The organism is Delftia deserti, assembly GCF_042653485.1.
Lineage (GTDB): Bacteria > Pseudomonadota > Gammaproteobacteria > Burkholderiales > Burkholderiaceae_C > Comamonas > Comamonas acidovorans.
In genome coordinates this window covers 4,396,247-4,416,541 of the sequence record NZ_JBHSIH010000001.1, presented here as the reverse complement: position 1 = coordinate 4,416,541, position 20,295 = coordinate 4,396,247, and the positions used below count along the sequence as shown (strand labels likewise).

Here is a 20,295-nt window from a genome sequence, read left to right as displayed (position 1 = left end):
CAAATCCTTCCGTCATTGCGCCATGGACTCCAGCCAAGACAAAAGCCTTCCCGCCACCGAACGCAAACTGCAGAAAACGCGTTCTGACGGCCAGGGTGCGCGCTCCCGGGACCTGTCCCACCTGGCCATTCTGGGCACGGGTGCGCTGATGATGCTGATGGGCGCCGAGCCCCTGATCCAGCACATGCGCATGGCACTGGCCCAGCAACTGGTGTTCGACGCACACACGGCCAAGACGCCGGCCCTGATGATGGAGCGCATGCTGTCCATGGGCAGCCTGGGCCTGAAGATTTCCCTGGTCGTTGCCGCCGTGACCACCGGTGCGGCCCTGGTGTCGGGCATGCTGGCCGGCGGCTGGATCCTGAGCCTCAAGCCCATACAGCCGCAGTTCAACCGCCTCAATCCGCTGTCGGGCCTGACCAATCTGTTTTCCAAGCAGCAGATGGTCACCGTGGCGAAGATGGTGGTGATGACGGCCATCCTCGCCTTCGTGGCCTGGAAGTTCATGAGCAGCCATCTCGCCGAGATCGCCGCCATCTCCTCCCAGCCTTCGGCCATGGCGCTGACCATGACCGGCCAGTGGCTGGCCAGCGGCGTGGCCCTGCTGTTGCTGGTGGTATTCCTGATGGCCGTGATCGACGTGCCGCTGCAGGCCTACCTGTTCAAGTCGCGCCTGAAGATGAGCCACGAGGAAGTCAAGCAGGAGCACAAGGAGTCCGACGGCAACCCGCAGATCAAGAGCAAGATCCGCCAGAAGCAGCGCGAGATCGCCGACCGCGCCAGCGTCAACGCCGTGCCGCGCGCCGACTTCGTGGTCACCAACCCCACGCACTATGCCGTGGCGCTGCGCTACGACGAAAAGACCATGGCCGCCCCGCAGGTCATCGCCAAGGGCACGGACCTGGTGGCGCTGAAGATCCGCGAAGTCGCGGGCGCCCACAAGATACCGGTGCTCGAATCCCCGATGCTGGCGCGCGCCCTGTACGCGCACGCCGACCTGGACCAGGCCATTCCCGCCGCGCTGTACACGGCCGTGGCCCAGGTCCTGGCCTATGTCTACCGCCTGAAGGCCGCACTGCGCGGCGAAGGCCCCATGCCTGGCGATCTCGGCGAACCCGTCGTGCCCGCCGAACTCGATCCGCACCAGGGCCGCCGCGCGCCAGGCGCCGCCGCGACCACTGAAGGTACTGCTCCATGACGACGAATCCGCTCCAATCCCTGCAATCGATGTGGTCGAGCGAGAACGCCAAGTTCGCTCAGGGCCTGATGGCGCCGCTGCTGGTGGTGGCCATCCTGGCGCTGATGGTGCTGCCCATTCCGCCGTGGCTGCTGGACACCTTCTTCACGCTGAACATCGCCGTGGCGCTGATGGTGATGATGGTGGCGGCCTACATGATCCGGCCGCTGGACTTCGCGGCCTTCCCGTCGGTGCTGCTGCTGACCACGCTGATGCGCCTGTCGCTGAACGTGGCCTCCACCCGCGTGGTGCTGCTGGAGGGCCACACCGGCCCCGGCGCGGCCGGCGCGGTGATCGAGGCCTTCGGCCACTTCCTGATCGGAGGCAACTTCGCCGTCGGCCTGATCGTGTTCGCCATCCTGGTGGTGATCAACTTCGTGGTGATCACCAAGGGTGCCGAGCGTATCGCCGAAGTCTCGGCCCGCTTCACCCTGGACGCCATGCCCGGCAAGCAGATGGCCGTGGACGCCGACCTGAACGCCGGCCTGATCGACGAAAAGGAAGCCAAGCGCCGCCGCGCCGAGGTGCAGGAAGAGGCCAATTTCTTCGGCTCCATGGACGGTGCCAGCAAGTTCGTGCGCGGCGACGCGGTCGCCGGCATCCTGATCCTGGTGATCAACATCATCGGCGGCTTCGCCATCGGCATGATCCAGCACGGCCTGTCGGCCGGCCAGGCCGCCGACAGCTACATCCTGCTGGCCGTGGGCGATGCGCTGGTCGCGCAGATCCCCGGCCTGCTGATCTCGGTGGCCGCGGCCATGGTGATCTCGCGCGTGGGCAAGGAAACCGACATGGGCCAGCAGATCGCGCAGCAGCTGTTCATGTCGCCCAAGGTACTGGGCATCACGGCCGGCGTGCTGGGCCTGCTGGGCGTCATTCCGGGCATGCCGCACGTCGTTTTCCTGTGCACGGGCGCGCTGCTGGGCTGGCTGGCCTGGATGCTCTCGCGCCGCCAGCAGGAGCGCGCCTCCCAGCAGGCCCAGGCGCCCGCACCCGTGGCCGCGCCCAGCGACGGCGAAGCCACCTGGGACGACCTGCAGCCCGTGGACCTGCTGGGCCTGGAGCTGGGCTACCGCCTGATCACCCTGGTGGACAAGGGCCGCCAGGGCGACCTGCTGACCCGCATCAAGGGCGTGCGCCGCAAGTTCGCCCAGGAAGTGGGCTTCCTGCCCCCGGCCGTGCATGTGCGCGACAACCTGGAGCTCAAGCCCAGCGCCTACCGCATCACCCTGCGCGGCGTGATGGTGGGCGAGGGCGAGGCCTTCCCCGGCATGTTCCTGGCCATCAATCCGGGCGGCATCAGCACCCCGCTGATCGGCACCCAGACCACCGACCCGGCCTTCGGCCTGCCCGCCCACTGGATCGACGAACGCCAGAAGGAAGCGGCACAAATGGCAGGCTTTACCGTGGTTGATTCGGAAACCGTGATGGCCACCCATTTGTCACACTTGATGCAAGTGCATGCAGCCAAGCTGATCAGCCGTACCGAGACGCAGCAGTTGGTGGAGCATGTGGCCAAACTGGCTCCCAAGCTGATCGAAGAAGTCATTCCGAAAATGGTGTCCATCACGACGTTCCAGAAAGTGCTCCAGCTGCTGCTGGAGGACTCGGTGCACGTGCGTGACATCCGCACCATCATCGAGACGCTGGCCGAGCACTCCTCGACCACGCAGGACCCTGCCGAGCTGGCCCGCCGCGTGCGCATTGCGCTGTCGCCTTCCATCGTCCAGCAGATCTACGGCCCGACCCGCGAGCTGAACGTCATCGCCATCGAGCCCGGACTCGAACGCCTGCTGGTGCAGGCGCTGTCCAACCCCGGCTCCCCCTCACTGGATCCCGGCGTGGCCGAGATCCTCACCCAGAAGGCGGCCGACATGGCCAACCAGCAAGAAGAGCTGGGCCTGCCTGCCTGCCTGCTGGTACCCGATTCCATCCGCAATTCCATTGCCCGCCTGGTGCGTCGCGTGGCGCCGCGTCTGCAGGTTCTCGCCCACAGCGAGATTCCCGAAACGCACACCATCCGCATCGGCTCGATTCTTAAAGGTGCATCCGCATGAACATCAAACGCTTCTACGCCCCCACCTCCCGCGAGGCCCTGGCCAAGGCGCGCATGGCTTTCGGAGCGGGCACCCTGATCCTTTCCAACCGCAACACGCCCGATGGTGTGGAGGTCATGGCCACGGCCGAGGACACGCTGGAGCACAGCAAGGCCGCTGCCAGCAGCACGCCGCTGCAGCAGGCCATCGAGCGCCGCTCCGCAGAGGAAACCACGGGCCTGCGCCCGCAGGTGCAGGCTCAGTTGATCCAGGCGCGGACCCAGCCGCGCACGGCGCAGCCGGCACTGCAGACCGCGCAGGCGGCTCCATCGCGTGCTTCCCAGGCAACGTCGTCGGCGATTGCACAGGCCATCTCGCAGGCAGCCTCGCTGTCGGCAGACGGTGCCGAGCCGGCCGGCCTGCGCCAAAGCGTGCAGGAAGACACCGAACAGCTGGCCATGAGCACCCTGTCCTTCCAGGACTATGTGCGCGAACGCATGCTGCGCCGCCGCCATGAGGCCGGCGTTGACGAGCCGCTGCCCAGCTTTGCCCAGCGCCGCAGCCTGGGCGACGCCCTGCGCGAAGCACCGGCCTCCGCGCCCATGGCGGCACAGCAGCCGTTCAAGGCACAGCCCGCGCCTTCCGTGGCCCGCCACAACCCGCTGCGCGCCAGCGCCGAAGCGCCATTGCGCGAGCCCCTGCGCAGCGAGCCCGCACCGACCATGGCCTCCCAGGCACTGCGCGATGAGCTGCAGTCCGTGCGCGACCTGATCGAAGAGCGCTTCAACACCCTGACCTGGTTGGGCCAGACGCGCCAGAACCCCATCCACGCCAACCTCACGCACAAGCTGATCCGCGCGGGCTACTCCCCCGTGCTGGCCCGCGCCCTGGTCGAGCACATGCCCCAGGACCTGTCTGCCGGCGATGCCGTGCGCTGGCTGATGCAGGTGCTGGAACGCAATCTGCGCACCGACGCCGACCAGGCACCGCTGTACGAGCAAGGCGGCGTCTTCGCCCTGGTGGGCTCCACCGGCGTGGGCAAGACCACGACCACGGCCAAGCTGGCCGCCCTGTGCGCAGCCAAGTACGGCGCCGCCAGCGTCGGCCTGATCACCCTGGACACCTACCGCGTCGGCGCCCACGACCAGTTGCGCTCCTATGGCCGCATGCTGGGCGTGGTGGCCCACCTGGCCCATGACCGCGCCGCGCTGCAGGACCTGCTGGGCCTGCTGGCCAACAAGCAGCTGGTGCTGATCGACACCACGGGCGTGGCCCCGCGCGATCCGCGCAAGGACGAGATCCTCGACCTGCTGGACCTGCCCGGCATCCAGAAACTGCTGGCCGTGAACGCGGCCGGCCAGGGCGATGCGCTGGACGATGTGATGCAGGCCTTCAAGGCGCGCGGCTCCAGCCAGGCCATCCTCACCAAGGTGGACGAGGCCGTGAAGCTCGGCCCCTCGGTGGACACGCTGATCCGCCACCAGATGCAGCTGCGCGGCGTGACCAACGGCCAGCGCGTGCCCGAAGACTGGGAACGCGCCGATGCGCAGCAACTGGTCTCCGCCTCCATGCGCGCCGCCACCCGCTCGGCCTTCGATCCCAAGGCACTGGACCTGGACTTCTTCTTCACACCGTCCAGCCCCAGCACGGAAGGCGAGATCCACCATGCTTGAAACCTTCCCCCAGTTGCACCAGGGCCTGGGCCTGCACGGCCAGCCCGGCGCCGCCGCCCCCATGGGCCTGCGCGTGCTGGCCATGCTGCGCGATACGGCCACCGACCCGCAGGGCCAGGCCGAACAATCCCTGCTGTGGCCGGTCTGCGCCAGCCTGCAGCGCCTGGGCCTGCCCGTCCTCGTGCTGGATGCCGGCCAGGGCGAGGCCGCCGACGCGCCGGGCCTGGCGCAGCTGCTGCAGCAAAGCGCCTGGCAGGCCCGTACCGGCCTGCACCCCGATCCCCGCCACAGCTCGGTGGCCGTGCTGCCCGCCCGCCAGGGGCTGGAGCTGCTGCCCCAGCAGGCGCGCCAGGCCGGCATGACGCCCATGCAGTGGCTGCAGCGCCACGTGCGCGGCTACGCCATCGTCATGCTGTATGCCAATGCCGACACGCTGGCCAGCAACCTGGCCGGCCAGGCCGTGCACCCGCTGATGGTGCTGCCCGAACAAGGCACCCGCGTGCTGGGCTGCTACCGCCAGCTCAAGCAGCTGGCCATGCATGCCGGCCTGCGCTGCCTGCTGGCGCCGCTGCTGCCCAACCCTGACGACCTGGGCGTGACCAGCTACGATTGGCGCCGTGGACAGACAGGCGCCCGCAGCCAGGCCGAGGACGCGCAACAGATGCAGTCCCAGATCGACGCGCTGATGCGCTGCGCGCAGCGCCACCTGGGCCATGCGCCGGGGCTGCTGCCCGTGCGCCTGCACCATGCACCGGACTTGCAGCGCCTGGCGCTGCAACTGCTCAACCATGCGGGCAGCGTGTTGCCACATGGCGGCCAGGATCTGGCCGCCGGCTTCGCGCCGCTGCCCGCATCCCATGCCTGGAGCCACTGACCGCCATGTACACCGCCAAAGGCCAACTCGACCGCGATGCACTGATCCGTCGGCATGTACCCCTGGTACGCCGGATCGCGCTGCACATGATCGCCAAGCTGCCTCCCAATGTGGAGCTTGATGATCTGATACAGGTCGGAATGATCGGCCTGGCCGAAGCCCTGTCCCGCTTCGAGAGCGAGCAGGGCGTGCAATTCGAGACCTTCGCCAGCCAGCGCATCCGTGGCGCCATGCTCGATGAGCTGCGCGAAGGCGACTGGATGAGCCGCAGCTCCCGCAAGAGCCAAAAGGACATAGAGCACGCGCTGCACCGCCTGGAGCAGCGCCTGGGGCGCACGCCGCTGGAATCCGAGATCGCCGACGAGCTGGGCATGGACCTGGACGACTACCAGTCGCTGCTGGGCAAGGTGCGCGGCACGCAGCTGGTGTATCTGGAGGACATGTCGGGCGGCGACGAGGGCGAGGACTTCCTCGAACGCCACGTGGCCGACAGCGGCGCCGATCCCTTTGCCCTGCTGCGCGACCATCGCCTGCGCGTGGCCCTGGTCGAAGCCATCAAGGCCCTGCCCGAGCGCGAGCAGTACATCATGGGCATGTACTACGAGCACGACATGAACCTCAAGGAAATCGCCGCCGTGCTCGGCGTGACCGAATCGCGCGTGTGCCAGCTGCACAGCCAGGCGATCGCGCGTCTTCGCACGAAGATGCGGGCGCATTGACTGGGGGCACCCCCTGATGAGGCGCTGACGCGCCTTCCCCCTCTCTACCCGCTGCGCGGGGGAGGGGGACGACAGCCTCGCTGCGGGGCTGCTGTCTCTCGTTTTGGGGCGCGCCGGGTTTTGGCGCTGCTGGTCTGATCTATGTTTGCGGATCGATGCCGCCTTCCCAGCCTTCCGCCCCCTTTTCCCTCTCCCATTCCCTTTTCTATGCGCTGCCGCGCATGGCCTGGACTTCGCGCTCGAAGATGCGCCAGAAGGCGGGCTCCTGCGTGGTGGCGAAGTTGATGCGCATGCAGGTGCTGGGCTGGCGGCCGGCGTGGAACATGGTGCCGGGGGCGATGAAGTAGCCGGCGTCCAGCAGGCGCTGGGCCAGGGTTTCGGTATCCACGCCGGTGTCCACCCAGCCGAACATGCCGGCCGGCTCGGCCGCGAAGCGGGCGCCGGCCTGCTGGGCCAGTGCCACGCTGCGCATGCGGGCCTGGGCCAGGTGCTGGCGCAGGCGCTCGGCATGGCGGCGCAGCTGGCCCTGGTCCATGCAGTGGGCCAGGGCGCGTTCCATCAGCGAGGGGGTGGTGAGCGTGGACAGCAGCTTGGTGTCCACCAGGCGCTCCACCAGGGCGGGCGGGGGCGCCAGGTAGCCCACGCGCCAGTTGGGCGCCAGCAGTTTGGCGAAGCCGCTCACATAGATGCTGTGGCTGAGCCGGTCCAGCACGGTCATGCGCGCGGCGTGGTCGGGAGCGATCTCGCCATAGGTATCGTCCTCCACCACGTAGAAGCCGAATCGCCGCGCCAGCTGCAGCACCTCGTGGGCGCTGGCCGGTGACAGGCTGTAGCCGGTGGGGTTGTGCAGCACGCTCACGCTGACGTAGAGCTTGGGTGCGCAGCTTTCGCAGTAGCGCTGCATCACGGCCAGGTCCGGCCCGTCGGGGCCGCGCGGCACGGGCAGCACGCGCATGCCCAGCGATGCCAGGCGCGCGAATTCCACGGCCCAGCCGGGTTCCTCCACCATCACCGGGTCGCCCGGCTGCAGCAGGGCGCGGCTGACCACGTCCAGCCCATGCGTTGCGCCCATGGTGGTGATGATGTGCTGCGGCGCCGCCGCAATGCCCAGGCGCGCCAGGCGCCGCGACAGCGCCTCGCGCAGGCCGATGTCGCCCAGCGGGTCGCCGTAGCCCACGCAGGAGTCGTGCAGGGACTTGCCCGAGCAGGCCTTGCGCATGGCCGCCGCCAGGAAGCCGGCCTCCAGCCACTCGGCCGGCAGCACGCCCGCACCGGGCTGCGGCCTGCCGCCCACGCTCTGGTGGAACATGCCGCGCACCAGCATGGAGGCATTGATGCGCGTGCCCTTGGGCACGCCAGGGGCCTCCTCGGCGGGGATGGCCCGGGCCTGTTCGGGCTGCAGCAGCGGCGCATCCTGCACGAAGTCGCGCACGAAGAAGCCGCTTTGCGGCCGTGCCTCGACCAGGCCCTGGGCCTGCAGCAGGTCATAGGCGGCCACCACCGTGTGCGTGCTCACGCCCTGCTGGCGCGCGCATTCGCGCACCGAAGGCAGGCGTGCGCCCGCAGGCAGCAGCCGCATGCGGATGCGCTCTCCCAGGCGCTCGGCCAGCTGGGTGCTCAGGGTCTGCGGCGCCAGCCGCGAGAGGGGAACGGTCATGCGGAAACGGGTGTGAACGGCTGCAAACGGCTGCGAAGGGGTCACCAGAAAGTCACTGTATCGGGATAGGCACCAATACAGAACATGCAATTGAGGGTTCAACTGTATTGGCACTGTACAGGTCTTGCACCTATATTTCATGCATTCGTGCTGCGGAGAAGGCCTGCCGGGCCCTCCTCCCCAACAGCCCCTGCCGCCTGTATGGAGACCTTCGGGGCCACCGCCTCATGCCACCGTCCGAACTCACCGCCTTGCTGCTGCTCGCCGCTTCCATGAGCTTCAGCCCCGGTCCCAACACCACGCTGTCCACGGCCCTGGCCGCCAACCACGGCCTGCGCCCGGCGCTGCGCTTCGTCCTGGCCGTGCCCGTGGGCTGGTGCGTGCTGCTGGTACTGAGCACGGCCGGCGTGGGCGCGGCCATTGTCGCGGCGCCGCTGATGCTGTGGCTGGTCAAGGCCGCCGGCATCGGCTACCTGCTGTGGATGGCCTGGCGCCTGAGCCGCAGCGCGCAGATGGCTTCGCTGCAATCGCCGCAGCAGCTGCAGGTGGGCTTCTGGCAGGGCGTGGGACTGCAATTCGTGAACATCAAGGCCTGGCTGCTGGCGCTGGCCATCGTCGCCGGCTGGCTGGCGGGGCGCGAGGACCTGACCGAGCGCCTGACCGTGGTGCTGCCCGTCATGGCCGCCTATGCCTTTTTCAGCAATCTGCTGTATGCCTGCGTGGGCGCCCTGCTGCGCCACTGGCTGGCCCAGGGACGCAGGCTGCTGTGGTTCAACCGTGCCATGGCGACCATGCTGGCGCTGACGGCGATGTGGATGGTGGCCGCATGAGGGTCCTCCACCCACGCCCAGGCAAAGGCCGTACTGGCCTGCCCAGCTATTGAAGGGAGGATGCGCAGACCCTTCACGGCCGCGACAAAATACCCTCATTGCCGGCGCAAGAGCGGGCGCGCCATCCGCACTCCGCTCTTCACATGCGGCCGGCCCGTGCCCCACGACGGCATGGCAATCCATACCAGTCCGCCCGCATGGCGGGCACCGCAAGACCTAGAACTGTTTTTTTATGACGACCTGGACGCTGGCAGACCGTGCTGCCAAGATGAACCCCTCCGCCATCCGCGAAATCCTCAAGCTCACCGACCGTCCCGGCATCATCAGCATGGCGGGCGGCCTGCCCTCGCCGCTGGCCTTTCCGCTGGACGAGTTCACCCAGGCCTGCCAGACCGTGATGCAGCGCGATGGCGCCTCGGCCCTGCAGTACGCCACCAGCGAGGGCTTCGCCCCCCTGCGCCAGGCCGTGGCCGACTTCCTGCCCTGGGAAGTGGACCCCGACCAGGTGCTGATCACCACGGGCTCGCAGCAGGCGCTGGACCTGATTGGCAAGGTCTTCCTGGACCGTGGCAGCCGCATGCTGGTCGAAAAGCCTACCTACCTGGGCGCTCTGCAGGCCTTTGCACCGCAGGAACCGATTCCCGTGGGCGTGGACAGCGATGACGACGGCATCCTCGTCGAGGACTTCGCCGCCAAGGCCGGCACCGGCGCCGACAAGGCCCGCCTGGCCTACGTGCTGCCCAACTTCCAGAACCCCACCGGCCGCACCATGGCCGAGGCACGCCGCCAGGCCCTGGTGGACAAGGCGCGCGAACTCAACATCCCGCTGATCGAGGACAACCCCTACGGCGACCTGTGGTTCGAGCAGGCCCCTGCCCTGCCGCTGGCCGCGCGCAACCCGGAAGGCGTGATCTACCTGGGCTCCTTCTCCAAGGTGCTGGCCCCGGGCCTGCGCATCGGCTTCCTGGTCGCGCCCAAGTCCGTCTACAACAAGCTGCTGCAGGCCAAGCAGGCGGCCGACCTGCACACGCCGGGCTTCAACCAGCGCGTGGTCTCCGAGGTCATCAAGGACGGCTTCCTGGACCGCCATGTGCCCACCATCCGCGCCATGTACAAGCGCCAGCGCGACGCCATGCTGGCCGCGCTGGAACGCGAAATGGCCGGCCTGGACGTGCAGTGGACCCGTCCCGTGGGCGGCATGTTCCTGTGGGTTCGCCTGCCCCAGGGCATGGATGCGCAAAAGCTGCTGCCCGCCGCCGTGGAACGCGGCACGGCCTTCGTGCCAGGCGCGCCGTTCTATGCGGACGAGCCCCAGGCCAACACGCTGCGCCTGTCCTACGTGACGGTGTCGGCCGAGCAGATCGACAAGGGCATCGCCGCCCTGGCCGACGCCATCCGCTCCACGATGTAAACCACCCCCTGAGCGGCTAGCGCCGCTTCCCCCTCTCTACTTGCTTCGCAAGGGAGGGGGACGACGCCCTCGCCGCGAGGCGGCTCTTGCTCGGCGTCCCTGGTGTTTGGGCCAGTTACCTGCTTGGGCCAGGGGGAAGCCGACACGCAGTCGAACCAAAGTCCGGCTTGCTGTCGGCTTTTCCATCCTCCCTTCCATCTGCCCATTGCCATGACACCTGCATACGTCTCCCGCCAGCGCCCCTTCATGACCGTGGATGTGTTCACGGCACGGCCCTACCTGGGCAATCCGCTGGCCGTCGTGCTCGACGCCACCGGGTTGACCGATGCGCAGATGCAGTCCTTCGCGGCCTGGACCAATCTGTCCGAGACCACCTTCGTGCTGCCACCCACCGAGGCCGGCCGCGCTGCAGGCGCCGACTACCGCGTGCGCATCTTCACGCCGGGCGGCGAGCTGCCCTTTGCCGGCCATCCCACGCTGGGCAGCTGCCACGCCTGGCTGGCGCAGGGCGGCGTGCCTCAGCAGGCCCGGCGCATCGTGCAGGAATGCGCCAAGGGGCTGATCGGCATCGTGCGCCAGGACGGGCGCCTGGCCTTTCAGGCACCGTCCACCGACATCGGCGACGTGGAGCCCGGCCTGCTGGATGACGTGGCGGCCGCGCTGGGCGCAGAACGCGGCCAGATCCTGCGTGCGGCCTGGCTGGACAACGGCCCGCGCTGGATGGGCGTGCTCTTCGAGCACCCCGACCAGGTGCTGGCGCTGGAGCCTGACCATGCAAGGCTCAAGGCGCTGAACACCAAGGTGGGCGCCTGCGCGTTGTACGAAAGCGCGCAAGATGCACCGGCACTGATCGGCCGCAGCAGCCGCGAGGCCCGCGCCTTTGCCACGGGCCAGCGGCCAGCCGCAGCCGAGACGGATGCCGCCCCCCGCCTGGAAGTGCGCGGCTTCGCCAGCCCCGTCGGCGTCACCGAAGACCCCGTCACCGGCAGCCTCAACGCCAGCCTGGCCCTGTGGCTGCGCGGCGAAGGCCTGCTGCGTGCGCCCTACATCGCCAGCCAGGGCTGCTGCGTGGGGCGCGACGGTCGCGTGCATGTCAGCGAGGACGCGCAGGGCGCGCTGTGGATAGGCGGCCATGTCGTGGAATGCGTGAGCGGCCAGGTGCTGTTGTAGGGCCTGCCGGGTTGCCGGAATCTGTCGCCAAGGCGGCAGCCAGTCGCCCGCAGGACAAACGCCGGCGCCGGCGCTGGCCACAATCCGCGCCATGGGAACCCTCTATCTTGTGCGCCATGGCCAGGCCTCGTTTGGTGCCGAAGACTACGACCAGCTCAGCGAGCGCGGCACGGCGCAGTCGCAAAGGCTGGGTGCCTACTGGCGAGAGCGCGGCCTGCGCTTCGACGCTGTCTACACGGGCACGCTGCGCCGCCATGCGCAGACGCTGGCCGGCATCGCCGACGGCCTGGGCAGCCTGCCTGCCGAGCAGCACCGCACCCAAGCGCTTGCAGGCCTCGATGAATACGACAGCGGCGCGCTGCTGCAGGCCATCCATCCGGCGCCCCTGCCCAAGCCCGATACGCCCGAGCTGTACCGCCACCACTTCCGCCTGCTGTGCGATGCCCTGGCCCAGTGGATGGCCGGCACCATCAGCCCCAAAGGCATGCCCAGCTGGGATGATTTCTCGGGCGGCGTGCGCCAGGTGCTGGAGCGCGTGCGCCACGAGCATGCCGACGAAAACGTGCTCCTGGTCAGCAGCGGCGGCCCCATCTCCACGGCCGTGGGCCATGTGCTGGGCACCTCGCCCGAGGTCACCATTGCGCTGAACATGCGCATCCGCAACAGCGCCGTGACCGAGTTCACCACCAGCCCCAAGCGCCTGATGCTGCAGACCTTCAACACGCTCAACCACCTGGACACGGACGAGCACCGCAGCTGGATCACCCACGCCTGAGCCGCCCCCGGCAACGCTGTCACACAGCTATCGCGCCAGGGCATAGCAGCCAGAACACGGGCGCTCTGGGCCGGCCTGCGCTTTTGCGCCAAACTCGCCGGCCAGGAGACAAAAGACCCATGAACAAACGCCGTTTCACGCGCAGCGCACTGGCCTGCGCGACCCTGCTGCTGGCCGCCATCACCAGCCAGGCCCAACCCCTCTCGAACAAGCCCATCCGCATCGTCGTGCCCTTTGGCGCGGGCGGCGTGGCCGACGTCACCTCGCGCGTCGTCGCGCAAAAGCTGGCCTCGCAACTGGGCCAGCCCGTCATCATCGACAACAAGCCCAGCGCAGGCGGCATCGTCGCCGCCGACACCGTGGCCAAGTCCGCGCCCGACGGGCACACGCTGTTCCTCATGTCCAACGGCAGTGCCGTCACCGTGGGGCTGTTCAACCAGCTGCCCTTCGACATGGTCAAGGACTTCACGCCGATTTCCACCCTGGGCTACTTCGACATCGGCGTGCTCACCGCCAGCGACTCGCGCTTCAAGAACCTGGGCGAGCTGGTGGCCTGGGCCAAGGCCAACCCCGGCAAGCTCAACATCGGCAGCATCGCCATCGGCAGCACCCAGCATCTGGCAGCCGAACTGTTCAAGACCACGGCCGGCATCGACGCCCAGATCGTGCCCTTCAACGGCACCCCTGCCGTGGTCACGGCCCTGCGCGGCAGGCAGATCGACGCGGCCGTGGAAATCCTCACGCCCATCATGGGCCAGATCAACTCCAAGGCCGTCAACCTGCTGGCCATCACCGGCGACAAGCGCTCGGCCCTGCTGCCCGGCGTGCCCACGGCCCAGGAGTCAGGCGTCAAGGGCTTCGTCGCCTCCTCCTGGAACGCCCTGGCCGCCCCCGCCAAGACCCCCCCGGAAATCATCGCCCGCCTGAACAAGGAAATCGCCGCCGCCGTGAACTCCCCCGAAGTCACGCAGAAACTGCGCGAAATGAACGTCCAGGCCCAGTCCAGCACGCCCGAGCAGACCGCGCAATTGCTGCAGTCGGAAATCAAGCGCTGGGGCGACGTGATCGTCCAGGCCAAGATCCCCAAGCAATAAAGGAATAGGCCGAGCGAAGCAAAGGCCCGAGCAAACTCCCCGCAGCCGCCACGACGCAGGTGGCCCCGCAGCGCAGCGAAGGGGTCGCGGACATTCGGGCGCATTTCTTTGCCTACTTTCTTGCTGCGCGGCAAGAAAGTAGGTCGGCCGCCGGGCCGACTCCCGGCCTCGCAAAACCACCACCCGGCAGGGTCCAAAAACGCCCCCGCAACAAACCTACAACGGCTCCGGCGCCCGCCCCACAGTATCCGCAGGCAGCGCAACCATCTCGGACAACAACCGCACCAGCCCCCGAGCCGAAGCCTCCACCATCAAGGCCCCCCGCTCGGCCGTAGCCCCCGCAGCATTCCCCACCGCCCCGCAAACGTTGTAGTCCTCGATGGCCCAGCCCATCTTCGCGCTTCGCCCATTGCCCAGCAAGGCATGCCGCCGCGCCCTATCCTCCGAAGTGGAATGGAAGTCCCGCGCATGCTCCATGCGCACGGTCGCAGGCGCCAGGTGCAGCATCATCGACGTCTCGACCTCGCCGCCATGGATGCCGAAGCGGTGCTCGTGTGCACTGAACTGCGCATTGGCCGCATCGTCCACCAGGCCGAACCAGCTGCTGCTATAGACCAGCAGGCCATGGCGCATGCGCAGCTCGCGCGCCACGATGTCCATCACGCTGACCTGTCCGCCATGGCCATTGAGCAGCAGCAGCCGGCGCACGCCGGCGCGTGCCACGCAGGCGCCCAGCTCGGTCCACAGCGCGATCACCGTGGCGGGCGACAGCGTCAGCGTGCCTGCAAACGATTGGTGCTCCACGCTGAAGCCGATGTTCTGCGGGGGAAGAAAGAGCACGGGCAGCTCGGCCGGCAGCAGCGGCAGGGTCGCATCGATCACGCCCTGCAGCAGGCGGGCGTCGACGGACATCGGCAGGTGCGGGCCGTGCTGCTCCACGGCGGCCACGGGCAGCACCGCCACGGTTTCCGCGGCAAGCCCCGTCTGGGCCAGCGCGAAATCGCGCGCCGATACTTCGGCCCACCAGCGCGATGGCCAGGTACCGAGGGACGTGTGTGGAGGCGGGGAGCTTGGCATGGCCATGATCTTAGCCCCCGCCCCGCGTCTCATTCGACCTTGAAGTTGGATTCCCTGACGATGCGTTTCCAGCGCTCGTTGTCCGACTCGATCAGCCGCGCGAACTCCTCGGGCGTTCCCCGGCGCGGCACATAGCTGTAGCTGCGCAGCTTGGCCAGCACGTCGGGCATCTGCATGACCTTGTCCATCTGCTGCGCGAGCTGGGCCACGATGTCGCGGGGCGTGCCCTTGGGCGCCAGCAGGCCCGACCAGGAGCTGAAGCCCATGCCGTCCACGCCGGCCTCCTTGATGGTGGGCACCTGGGGAAAGACTTCGGCGCGCTGGGGCAGCAGCACGGCCAGGGCCTTGACCTTGCCCGTGCGGATCATCTCCACCGAGGTGAAGGAGTCGAACGAGAAATCCACCTCGCCCGCCACCACGGCCTGCATCTGCGGCGCCGTGCCCTTGTACTGGGCGTTGACGATACCCGGCGCGCCAATCACCTTCTTGAACTGCTCGGTGATCAGCGAAATCATGCTGCTGCCCGAGGACACGCTCAACGGCTTGCCCTGTTTGGCCATGGCGACCAGCTCCTGCAGGCTGTTCACGGGCAGGTCCTTGCGTGCGATGAGGACGAAGCCCACGTCGCACAGATGGCTGATGGGCTCGAAGCTGGACAGCGCCTCGTAGCTGGTCTTGTAGAGCACGGGGCTCAGCGTCTGCGCGCCTGCCGTGTTCATCAGCAGGGTGTAGCCGTCGGGCGCGGCGCGGGCGGCCAGTTCCGTGCCGATGACACCGTTGGCGCCGCCCTTGTTGTCCACCACGAAGGACTGGCCGGTCAGCTCCCCGAGCTTTTGCATGGCCAGCCTTGCCACCACGTCGGTGGTGCCGCCTGCGGGAAAGGGCACGATCACGCGCACGGACTTGTCGGGATAGGCAGCGGCCGCGCTTGCGTGCTGCGGCAGTCCCCAGGCTGCGGCCGCTGCCGCGCCGGCGGCCAGGAAGTGGCGGCGAGATGTCTCCTGCATGGCTTGTCTCCTTGTGTTGCTCTATCCCGGATGGGTGGCCGGTCCATGATGGGCAGCGGACCCTTCGCCTGTCCAATACCAAGCGCCTATGCAACGATATCTTTTGCCAATCGTCTTGTGAAAACGCACAAAGGATTCCATGGCGCAGGCCGCTACCATCGCCGCCTGTAGCCAGGGGAACCAAAGATCACGCCCCGGGCTCCCATAGTCCGCCATGCCACTCCAAACGCCTCCTCGCCACACCGCACCCCAGCGCCTCGCCTTCTGGCTTCTCGCCCTCCTCCTGGCCGCCACCGGCCTGCTGGCCTCCCATGCCGGCGCGCAGATCCGCCTGAAGACCGGCAGCGGCCCGGCAGCGGCCGTGGACACGCCACGCGTGCGGGCCGAGCTCGTGGCCCAGGCACCCGAAGGCGTTCAGCCCGGACAGACGCTGTGGCTGGGCCTGCTGATCACCCACCAGCCCGAATGGCATACCTACTGGAAGAACGCCGGTGACTCCGGCCTGGCCACCGAGCTGAACTGGCAGCTGCCTGCAGGCCTGACGGCGGGCGAGATCCAGTGGCCCGTGCCCGAGGCGCTGCGCGTGGGCCCTCTGCTCAACTACGGCTATGAGGGCCAGGTGCTGCTGCCGGTGCCCGTGCAGGTGGCCGCCGACTTCAAGCCGCCCGCCTCCGGCATGCTGGACCTGCGCCTGCATGCGAACTGGCTGGTCTGCCGCGTGGAGTGCATTCCCGAGGAAGGCGATTTCCAGCTGCAACTGCCCGTGCAGGGCAGCACGGCAGGCCAGGGTCAGGCCTTCATCCAGGCCTGGGCGCTCAAGCCCCAGGCACTGCCTGCACCGGCCCAGGCCAAGGTGGTGCCGGCCAGCCAGCCAGCAGCAGAAGGCAGTACGCCCGACGAGCGCGTGCAGCTGCGCATCGAGGGTCTGCCGGAAGCCCTGCAGGGCCGCACGCTGGACTTCTATCCTGAATCACCGGACACCTTCCGCCATGCAGCCGAGCTGGGCAAGGACTGGCAGCAGCGCTGGGATGGTGCGGCCTGGGTGGCCGAGCTGCCCCTGTCCGACATGCGCGGCGAGACCCCGGCCAGGCTGCCCGTGGTCCTGGCCCTGCCGCCTGCCGAGCGCGCCGCAGCGCTGGAGCAGGGCCAGCCCGTGGCCTGGCGCGCCGAAGCCCCGGTCGAGGGCCGCTGGACGGCCGCCGCCATGGCCAGCGTTTCCCCCGCGCTGGCCGCCGCCCTGGCTGCCAATCAGGCTGCCGCACCGGCCGCCAGCGCCACCAGCCTGTGGATGGCCTTGCTCGGTGGCCTGGTGGGTGGACTGATCCTCAATCTCATGCCCTGCGTCTTCCCGGTGCTGGCCATCAAGATCCTGGGCTTTGCACGACATGGCCAGGACCGCCGCGCCCAGCGGCTGGGAGGGCTGGCCTATACGGCGGGCGTGGTCCTGTCCTTCCTGGCCCTGGGCGGACTGCTGCTGGCGCTGCGCGCGGCAGGCGAGCAGCTGGGCTGGGGGTTTCAGCTGCAGTCGCCGGCCATCGTGGCCCTGCTGGCGGCCCTGTTCACGCTGCTGGGGCTGAACCTGGCCGGCCTGTTCGAATTCGGCTCCATGCTGCCCGGCCGCTGGGCTGCGGCCCATGCGCGGCATCCGGTGGCCGATGCCTTTCTGTCGGGCGTGCTGGCCGTGGCCATTGCCTCGCCCTGCACGGCGCCGTTCATGGGTGCCTCGCTGGGCTTTGCCATCGACATGCCGGCCTTGCAGGCGCTGACGGTGTTTGTCGCCCTGGGCCTGGGCATGGCCCTGCCCTATCTGCTGGCCAGCTTCGTTCCCGCCGTGGTGCGCTGGCTGCCGCGCCCGGGCGCCTGGATGGATACCTTCCGCCGCGCCATGGCCTTTCCCATGTTCGCCACCGTGGTCTGGCTGGTCTGGGTGCTGGGACACCAAAGCGGCATCGACGCCGCCACCGCGCTGCTGGCCCTGCTGCTGGCCTTCAGCGCCCTGGTCTGGACGCTGACGCTCAAGGGCCGCACGCGGGCCGTGCTGGCCACGCTGGCCGTGGCGCTGGGGGGCGCGCTGCTGGTCACCACCGCCCCCCTGATCGCCACACCTGCCCAGGCGGAGGGCACGGGCACGGCGTCCGCTGCAGGCGAGCGCTGGCAGCCCTGGTCGGCCGCCCGCGTGGCCGAGCTGCAGGCGGCGGGCAAGCCCGTGTTCGTGGACTACACGGCCGCCTGGTGCGTGACCTGCCAGGTCAACAAGCGCACCACGCTCAACCATGAGGAGGTGCTGGCCGCCTTCGAGCAGCACGGCGTGACCCTGCTGCGCGCCGACTGGACGCGGCGCGACCCGGCCATCACCGCCGCGCTGCAGCAACTGGGCCGCAGCGGCGTGCCCGTCTATGTGCTGCATGCGCCGGGCAAGCCGCCGGTGGTGCTCAGCGAGCTGCTATCGAAGAACGAGGTACTGGGGGCCTTGGCCGCGCTTTGACGGCACGCCCTCCTGGGACAAACCCCGATTTTGGGTAGGTCCCAGGCCTACATTTGTTGCAGCGCACGCCGTCCTAGACTGGATGCATCCGGGGAATACCGCAATCCGAACGCTAGGCGCCGCGGCTGCCGCCCGACTCCGGAGACCCGCCCGCGCGGCAACTGCCCGCCCTGCACGACACAGGAGGTGGGCCATGCATGCACTGATCACCCATTCGCACCCTTCGGGGGTGCACCATCGTTCACGCGGCAAGGGATTGCTGCTGGCGCTGGGGCTTGCCAGCCTGGCCGTGGCGGGGATCGTTCTGCCCTTTGTCTGGGACCTGCTGGGCTTCGTCAACGGATTGCCCAAGATGGGATGGCTGCAGTCCATCCTGGCGGTCTCGCCGGTGTTCAGCTGGCTGATGATGTTCGCCTGGGGCCTGGCCGTTCCCGTGGCGCTGATCTATGCGCTGTACCACCCGCAGACCCATCCCTGGGGCAATGCCGCCATGGTGGCGGGCGCCATGTTCATCGCCGTCACCTGGTACGTGCACATGCCCGCCGCATCGCAATGCACGGCGATGTACCCGCAGACCGGCATGGCCTGCTCGGTGCTGCAATGGGGCTTCAGCATGAGCCTGGGCGTGGCAACGGCGGCCTATGTGTTCCTGGTCTTCATGATTGCGCTGTCCTCGCTGGGGCTGCTGGCCGAATGCGTTGCGCGCAATGAGCCGCCCAGGCCCTGAATCCGCAGGGTCTTGCGCAAGAGTCCCGGCCGCCGATTTTTCGCCGCCGGGCCGCCCCAAGGCAAAAAGCGGCCCCCTCGGGGGCAGCGGACCTTGCGCAGCAAAGGGAGCGTGGGGGGTTCTTTTATAATGGCGGCTGGGTGTCCAGACCGCATGGGGCGGCAGGACAGGTGTTGATAGCGCAGGTCGGGCCGCCTGCGCACCGGGGCCGCAAGGCCCCTTTGCTGCTTTGCACATGAACACCTACACGACCCCGCGGCCGTCCGGCCCGCGCACGCCCCTTTTCCTGTCTTTCGCCGACCGCGTCGGCGCCTTCCTGTCCCGCTGGTCCCATGCCGAGGCCGCGGGCGGCATCGTGCTGCTGCTGGCAGCGGCCGCCGCCCTGCTCTGGGCGAACTCCGGCTGGGCCGGCTCCTATGAGGCGCTGTGGCACACGCCCCTGAGCCTGGGCCTGGGCCCGTGGCAGTTGTCGCAGTCCCTGCATTTCTGGGTCAACGATGCGCTGATGAGCGTGTTCTTTCTCGTGGTCGGCATGGAGATACGCCGCGAGATGCATTCCGGCGCACTGGCCCAGCCGCGCCAGGCGCTGCTGCCCGTGATGGCCGCGCTGGGCGGCGTGGTGGCGCCGGCCCTGATCTTCCTGGCCTTCAATGCCGCGCCGCCGCTGCGCAACGGCTGGGCCGTGCCCACGGCCACCGACATCGCCTTTGCCATGGGCGTGCTGGCCCTGCTGGGCCGGGGCCTGCCGCCCGCGCTGCGCGTGTTCCTGCTGGCGCTGGCCATCATCGACGACCTGGTGGCCGTGCTCATCATTGCGCTGTTCTATTCGGGCGGGCTGCAGTGGAGCCAGCTGCTGGTGGCCGCCGCCGGCCTGGCCGGCGTGTTCCTGCTGCAGTCGCTGGGCGTGCGCCGCGCCTGGGCCTATGTGCTGCCGGGCGCCGTGCTCTGGTGGGGCATCTGGCAGACCGGCGCCCATCCCACGCTGGCCGGCGTGGTGCTGGGCCTGGTGACACCCGTGCACGCGCTGGCAGGCCGCGAAAGCGCCGCGCCCGTGGAGCGCGTGCAGGCGGACCTGCATCCCTGGGTGGCCTTTGGCGTGATGCCGCTGTTTGCGCTGGCCAATGCCGGCGTGCCGCTGCAGGGCGCGGGCACCGCTGGCATCGATGTGGCGGGCGCATCGGCCGTGATGTGGGGCGTGGCCCTGGCCCTGGTGCTGGGCAAGCCGCTGGGCGTGCTGCTCAGCTGCTGGCTGGCCGTGCGCCTGCGGATGTGCGCGCTGCCGCCGGGCATGGGCTGGAGCGACACACTGCTGGCCGGCCTGCTGGCAGGCATTGGCTTCACCATGGCCATCTTCATCGCCACGCTGGCCTTTGACAGCGAGGCCCTGCTCAATGCCGCCAAGCTGGGGGTGCTGATGGCCTCGGCCACGGCCGCCGTGCTGGGGCTGGGCTGGGGGATGGTGCTGCGCCGCCGCCATGCTGCAGACGCGACAGCCCTGCCCGCCTGAGCTGCATGCACTGCGT

16 protein-coding genes are annotated in these 20,295 nt (G+C 68.8%); 13 read left to right on the top strand and 3 right to left on the bottom strand.

All coding sequences use genetic code 11. The features are described 5' to 3' along the window. Positions 1-22: 22 nt before the first annotated feature. Genes ACFPFG_RS21200 through ACFPFG_RS21180 form a run of 5 tightly spaced genes read left to right on the top strand, consistent with a single transcriptional unit; the run spans position 23 to position 6,539 of the window. A complete protein-coding gene (locus ACFPFG_RS21200) occupies positions 23-1,198 on the top strand; it encodes an EscU/YscU/HrcU family type III secretion system export apparatus switch protein (RefSeq protein WP_380108152.1) in 1,176 nt (391 codons plus the stop codon). Next, entirely contained in the window at positions 1,195-3,294 is a 2,100-nt protein-coding gene (gene flhA, locus ACFPFG_RS21195; protein ID WP_380108150.1) for a flagellar biosynthesis protein FlhA, read from the top strand. The genes ACFPFG_RS21200 and flhA overlap by 4 nt, the downstream gene beginning before the upstream one ends. Then, a complete protein-coding gene (gene flhF / locus ACFPFG_RS21190; protein WP_183020804.1) occupies positions 3,291-4,946 on the top strand; it encodes a flagellar biosynthesis protein FlhF in 1,656 nt (551 codons plus the stop codon). Before flhA ends, flhF begins: the two co-directional genes overlap by 4 nt. Beyond that, positions 4,939-5,820 carry a hypothetical protein gene (locus ACFPFG_RS21185; protein WP_183020803.1) on the top strand — a complete coding sequence of 294 codons (882 nt, stop codon included), beginning with the start codon at positions 4,939-4,941 and terminating at the stop codon, positions 5,818-5,820. The genes flhF and ACFPFG_RS21185 overlap by 8 nt, the downstream gene beginning before the upstream one ends. Before the next feature lie 5 nt (positions 5,821-5,825). After that, complete coding sequence (locus ACFPFG_RS21180; protein ID WP_012202528.1) at positions 5,826-6,539, top strand: RNA polymerase sigma factor FliA; 714 nt, start codon at positions 5,826-5,828, stop codon at positions 6,537-6,539. 205 nt (positions 6,540-6,744) lie between these two features. Here ACFPFG_RS21180 and ACFPFG_RS21175 read toward each other — a convergent pair whose 3' ends face one another. After that, positions 6,745-8,196 (bottom strand): aminotransferase-like domain-containing protein, encoded by a 1,452-nt coding sequence (locus ACFPFG_RS21175; RefSeq protein WP_183020802.1) that lies wholly within the window; start codon positions 8,194-8,196, stop codon positions 6,745-6,747. Between the two features lie 227 nt (positions 8,197-8,423). On the opposite strand from ACFPFG_RS21175, the gene ACFPFG_RS21170 reads away from it, so the two are divergent. The 5 genes from ACFPFG_RS21170 (at position 8,424) to ACFPFG_RS21150 (ending at position 13,476) form a co-directional block, all read left to right on the top strand. Next, a complete protein-coding gene (locus tag ACFPFG_RS21170; protein ID WP_380108147.1) occupies positions 8,424-9,026 on the top strand; it encodes a LysE family translocator in 603 nt (200 codons plus the stop codon). Positions 9,027-9,258: 232 nt separating this feature from the next. Beyond that, entirely contained in the window at positions 9,259-10,437 is a 1,179-nt protein-coding gene (locus ACFPFG_RS21165; protein ID WP_197954717.1) for an aminotransferase-like domain-containing protein, read from the top strand. A gap of 210 nt (positions 10,438-10,647) precedes the next feature. Then, positions 10,648-11,607: a PhzF family phenazine biosynthesis protein gene (locus tag ACFPFG_RS21160; protein ID WP_380108144.1), complete on the top strand. Its 960-nt coding sequence runs from the start codon at positions 10,648-10,650 to the stop codon at positions 11,605-11,607. Between the two features lie 91 nt (positions 11,608-11,698). Then, positions 11,699-12,382 carry a histidine phosphatase family protein gene (locus ACFPFG_RS21155; protein WP_034398008.1) on the top strand — a complete coding sequence of 228 codons (684 nt, stop codon included), beginning with the start codon at positions 11,699-11,701 and terminating at the stop codon, positions 12,380-12,382. Between the two features lie 119 nt (positions 12,383-12,501). Then, positions 12,502-13,476 (top strand): Bug family tripartite tricarboxylate transporter substrate binding protein, encoded by a 975-nt coding sequence (locus ACFPFG_RS21150; protein ID WP_380108141.1) that lies wholly within the window; start codon positions 12,502-12,504, stop codon positions 13,474-13,476. A 216-nt stretch (positions 13,477-13,692) separates the two neighbouring features. Here ACFPFG_RS21150 and ACFPFG_RS21145 read toward each other — a convergent pair whose 3' ends face one another. Together ACFPFG_RS21145 and ACFPFG_RS21140 are read right to left on the bottom strand one after the other, a co-directional pair. Then, entirely contained in the window at positions 13,693-14,553 is an 861-nt protein-coding gene (locus ACFPFG_RS21145; RefSeq protein ID WP_380108139.1) for a creatininase family protein, read from the bottom strand. Positions 14,554-14,582: 29 nt separating this feature from the next. Further along, positions 14,583-15,560: a Bug family tripartite tricarboxylate transporter substrate binding protein gene (locus ACFPFG_RS21140; RefSeq protein ID WP_183020796.1), complete on the bottom strand. Its 978-nt coding sequence runs from the start codon at positions 15,558-15,560 to the stop codon at positions 14,583-14,585. 214 nt (positions 15,561-15,774) lie between these two features. Between ACFPFG_RS21140 and ACFPFG_RS21135 the strand changes: the two genes are divergently transcribed. The 3 genes from ACFPFG_RS21135 (at position 15,775) to nhaA (ending at position 20,279) form a co-directional block, all read left to right on the top strand. After that, on the top strand, positions 15,775-18,045 hold the full coding sequence (locus tag ACFPFG_RS21135; RefSeq protein ID WP_183020795.1) for a protein-disulfide reductase DsbD family protein: 2,271 nt from the start codon (positions 15,775-15,777) through the stop codon (positions 18,043-18,045). A gap of 193 nt (positions 18,046-18,238) precedes the next feature. After that, a complete protein-coding gene (locus tag ACFPFG_RS21130) occupies positions 18,239-18,772 on the top strand; it encodes a hypothetical protein (protein WP_013800334.1) in 534 nt (177 codons plus the stop codon). 235 nt (positions 18,773-19,007) lie between these two features. Beyond that, the gene (nhaA, locus tag ACFPFG_RS21125) at positions 19,008-20,279 is read left to right on the top strand and encodes a Na+/H+ antiporter NhaA (protein WP_197954709.1); all 1,272 of its coding nucleotides are present in this window, start codon (positions 19,008-19,010) and stop codon (positions 20,277-20,279) included. Positions 20,280-20,295 lie beyond the last annotated feature (16 nt).

Coding starts and splice junctions, on each gene's coding strand:
- ACFPFG_RS21135 (WP_183020795.1), top strand. CDS start 15,775: ATGCCACTCCAAACGCCTCCTCGCCACACCGCACCCCAGCGCCTCGCC.
- ACFPFG_RS21140 (WP_183020796.1), bottom strand. CDS start 15,560: ATGCAGGAGACATCTCGCCGCCACTTCCTGGCCGCCGGCGCGGCAGCG.
- ACFPFG_RS21185 (WP_183020803.1), top strand. CDS start 4,939: ATGCTTGAAACCTTCCCCCAGTTGCACCAGGGCCTGGGCCTGCACGGC.
- ACFPFG_RS21165 (WP_197954717.1), top strand. CDS start 9,259: ATGACGACCTGGACGCTGGCAGACCGTGCTGCCAAGATGAACCCCTCC.
- ACFPFG_RS21200 (WP_380108152.1), top strand. CDS start 23: ATGGACTCCAGCCAAGACAAAAGCCTTCCCGCCACCGAACGCAAACTG.
- ACFPFG_RS21145 (WP_380108139.1), bottom strand. CDS start 14,553: ATGCCAAGCTCCCCGCCTCCACACACGTCCCTCGGTACCTGGCCATCG.
- ACFPFG_RS21150 (WP_380108141.1), top strand. CDS start 12,502: ATGAACAAACGCCGTTTCACGCGCAGCGCACTGGCCTGCGCGACCCTG.
- ACFPFG_RS21160 (WP_380108144.1), top strand. CDS start 10,648: ATGACACCTGCATACGTCTCCCGCCAGCGCCCCTTCATGACCGTGGAT.
- nhaA (WP_197954709.1), top strand. CDS start 19,008: ATGAACACCTACACGACCCCGCGGCCGTCCGGCCCGCGCACGCCCCTT.
- flhF (WP_183020804.1), top strand. CDS start 3,291: ATGAACATCAAACGCTTCTACGCCCCCACCTCCCGCGAGGCCCTGGCC.
- ACFPFG_RS21180 (WP_012202528.1), top strand. CDS start 5,826: ATGTACACCGCCAAAGGCCAACTCGACCGCGATGCACTGATCCGTCGG.
- ACFPFG_RS21170 (WP_380108147.1), top strand. CDS start 8,424: ATGCCACCGTCCGAACTCACCGCCTTGCTGCTGCTCGCCGCTTCCATG.
- ACFPFG_RS21130 (WP_013800334.1), top strand. CDS start 18,239: ATGCATGCACTGATCACCCATTCGCACCCTTCGGGGGTGCACCATCGT.
- ACFPFG_RS21155 (WP_034398008.1), top strand. CDS start 11,699: ATGGGAACCCTCTATCTTGTGCGCCATGGCCAGGCCTCGTTTGGTGCC.
- ACFPFG_RS21175 (WP_183020802.1), bottom strand. CDS start 8,196: ATGACCGTTCCCCTCTCGCGGCTGGCGCCGCAGACCCTGAGCACCCAG.
- flhA (WP_380108150.1), top strand. CDS start 1,195: ATGACGACGAATCCGCTCCAATCCCTGCAATCGATGTGGTCGAGCGAG.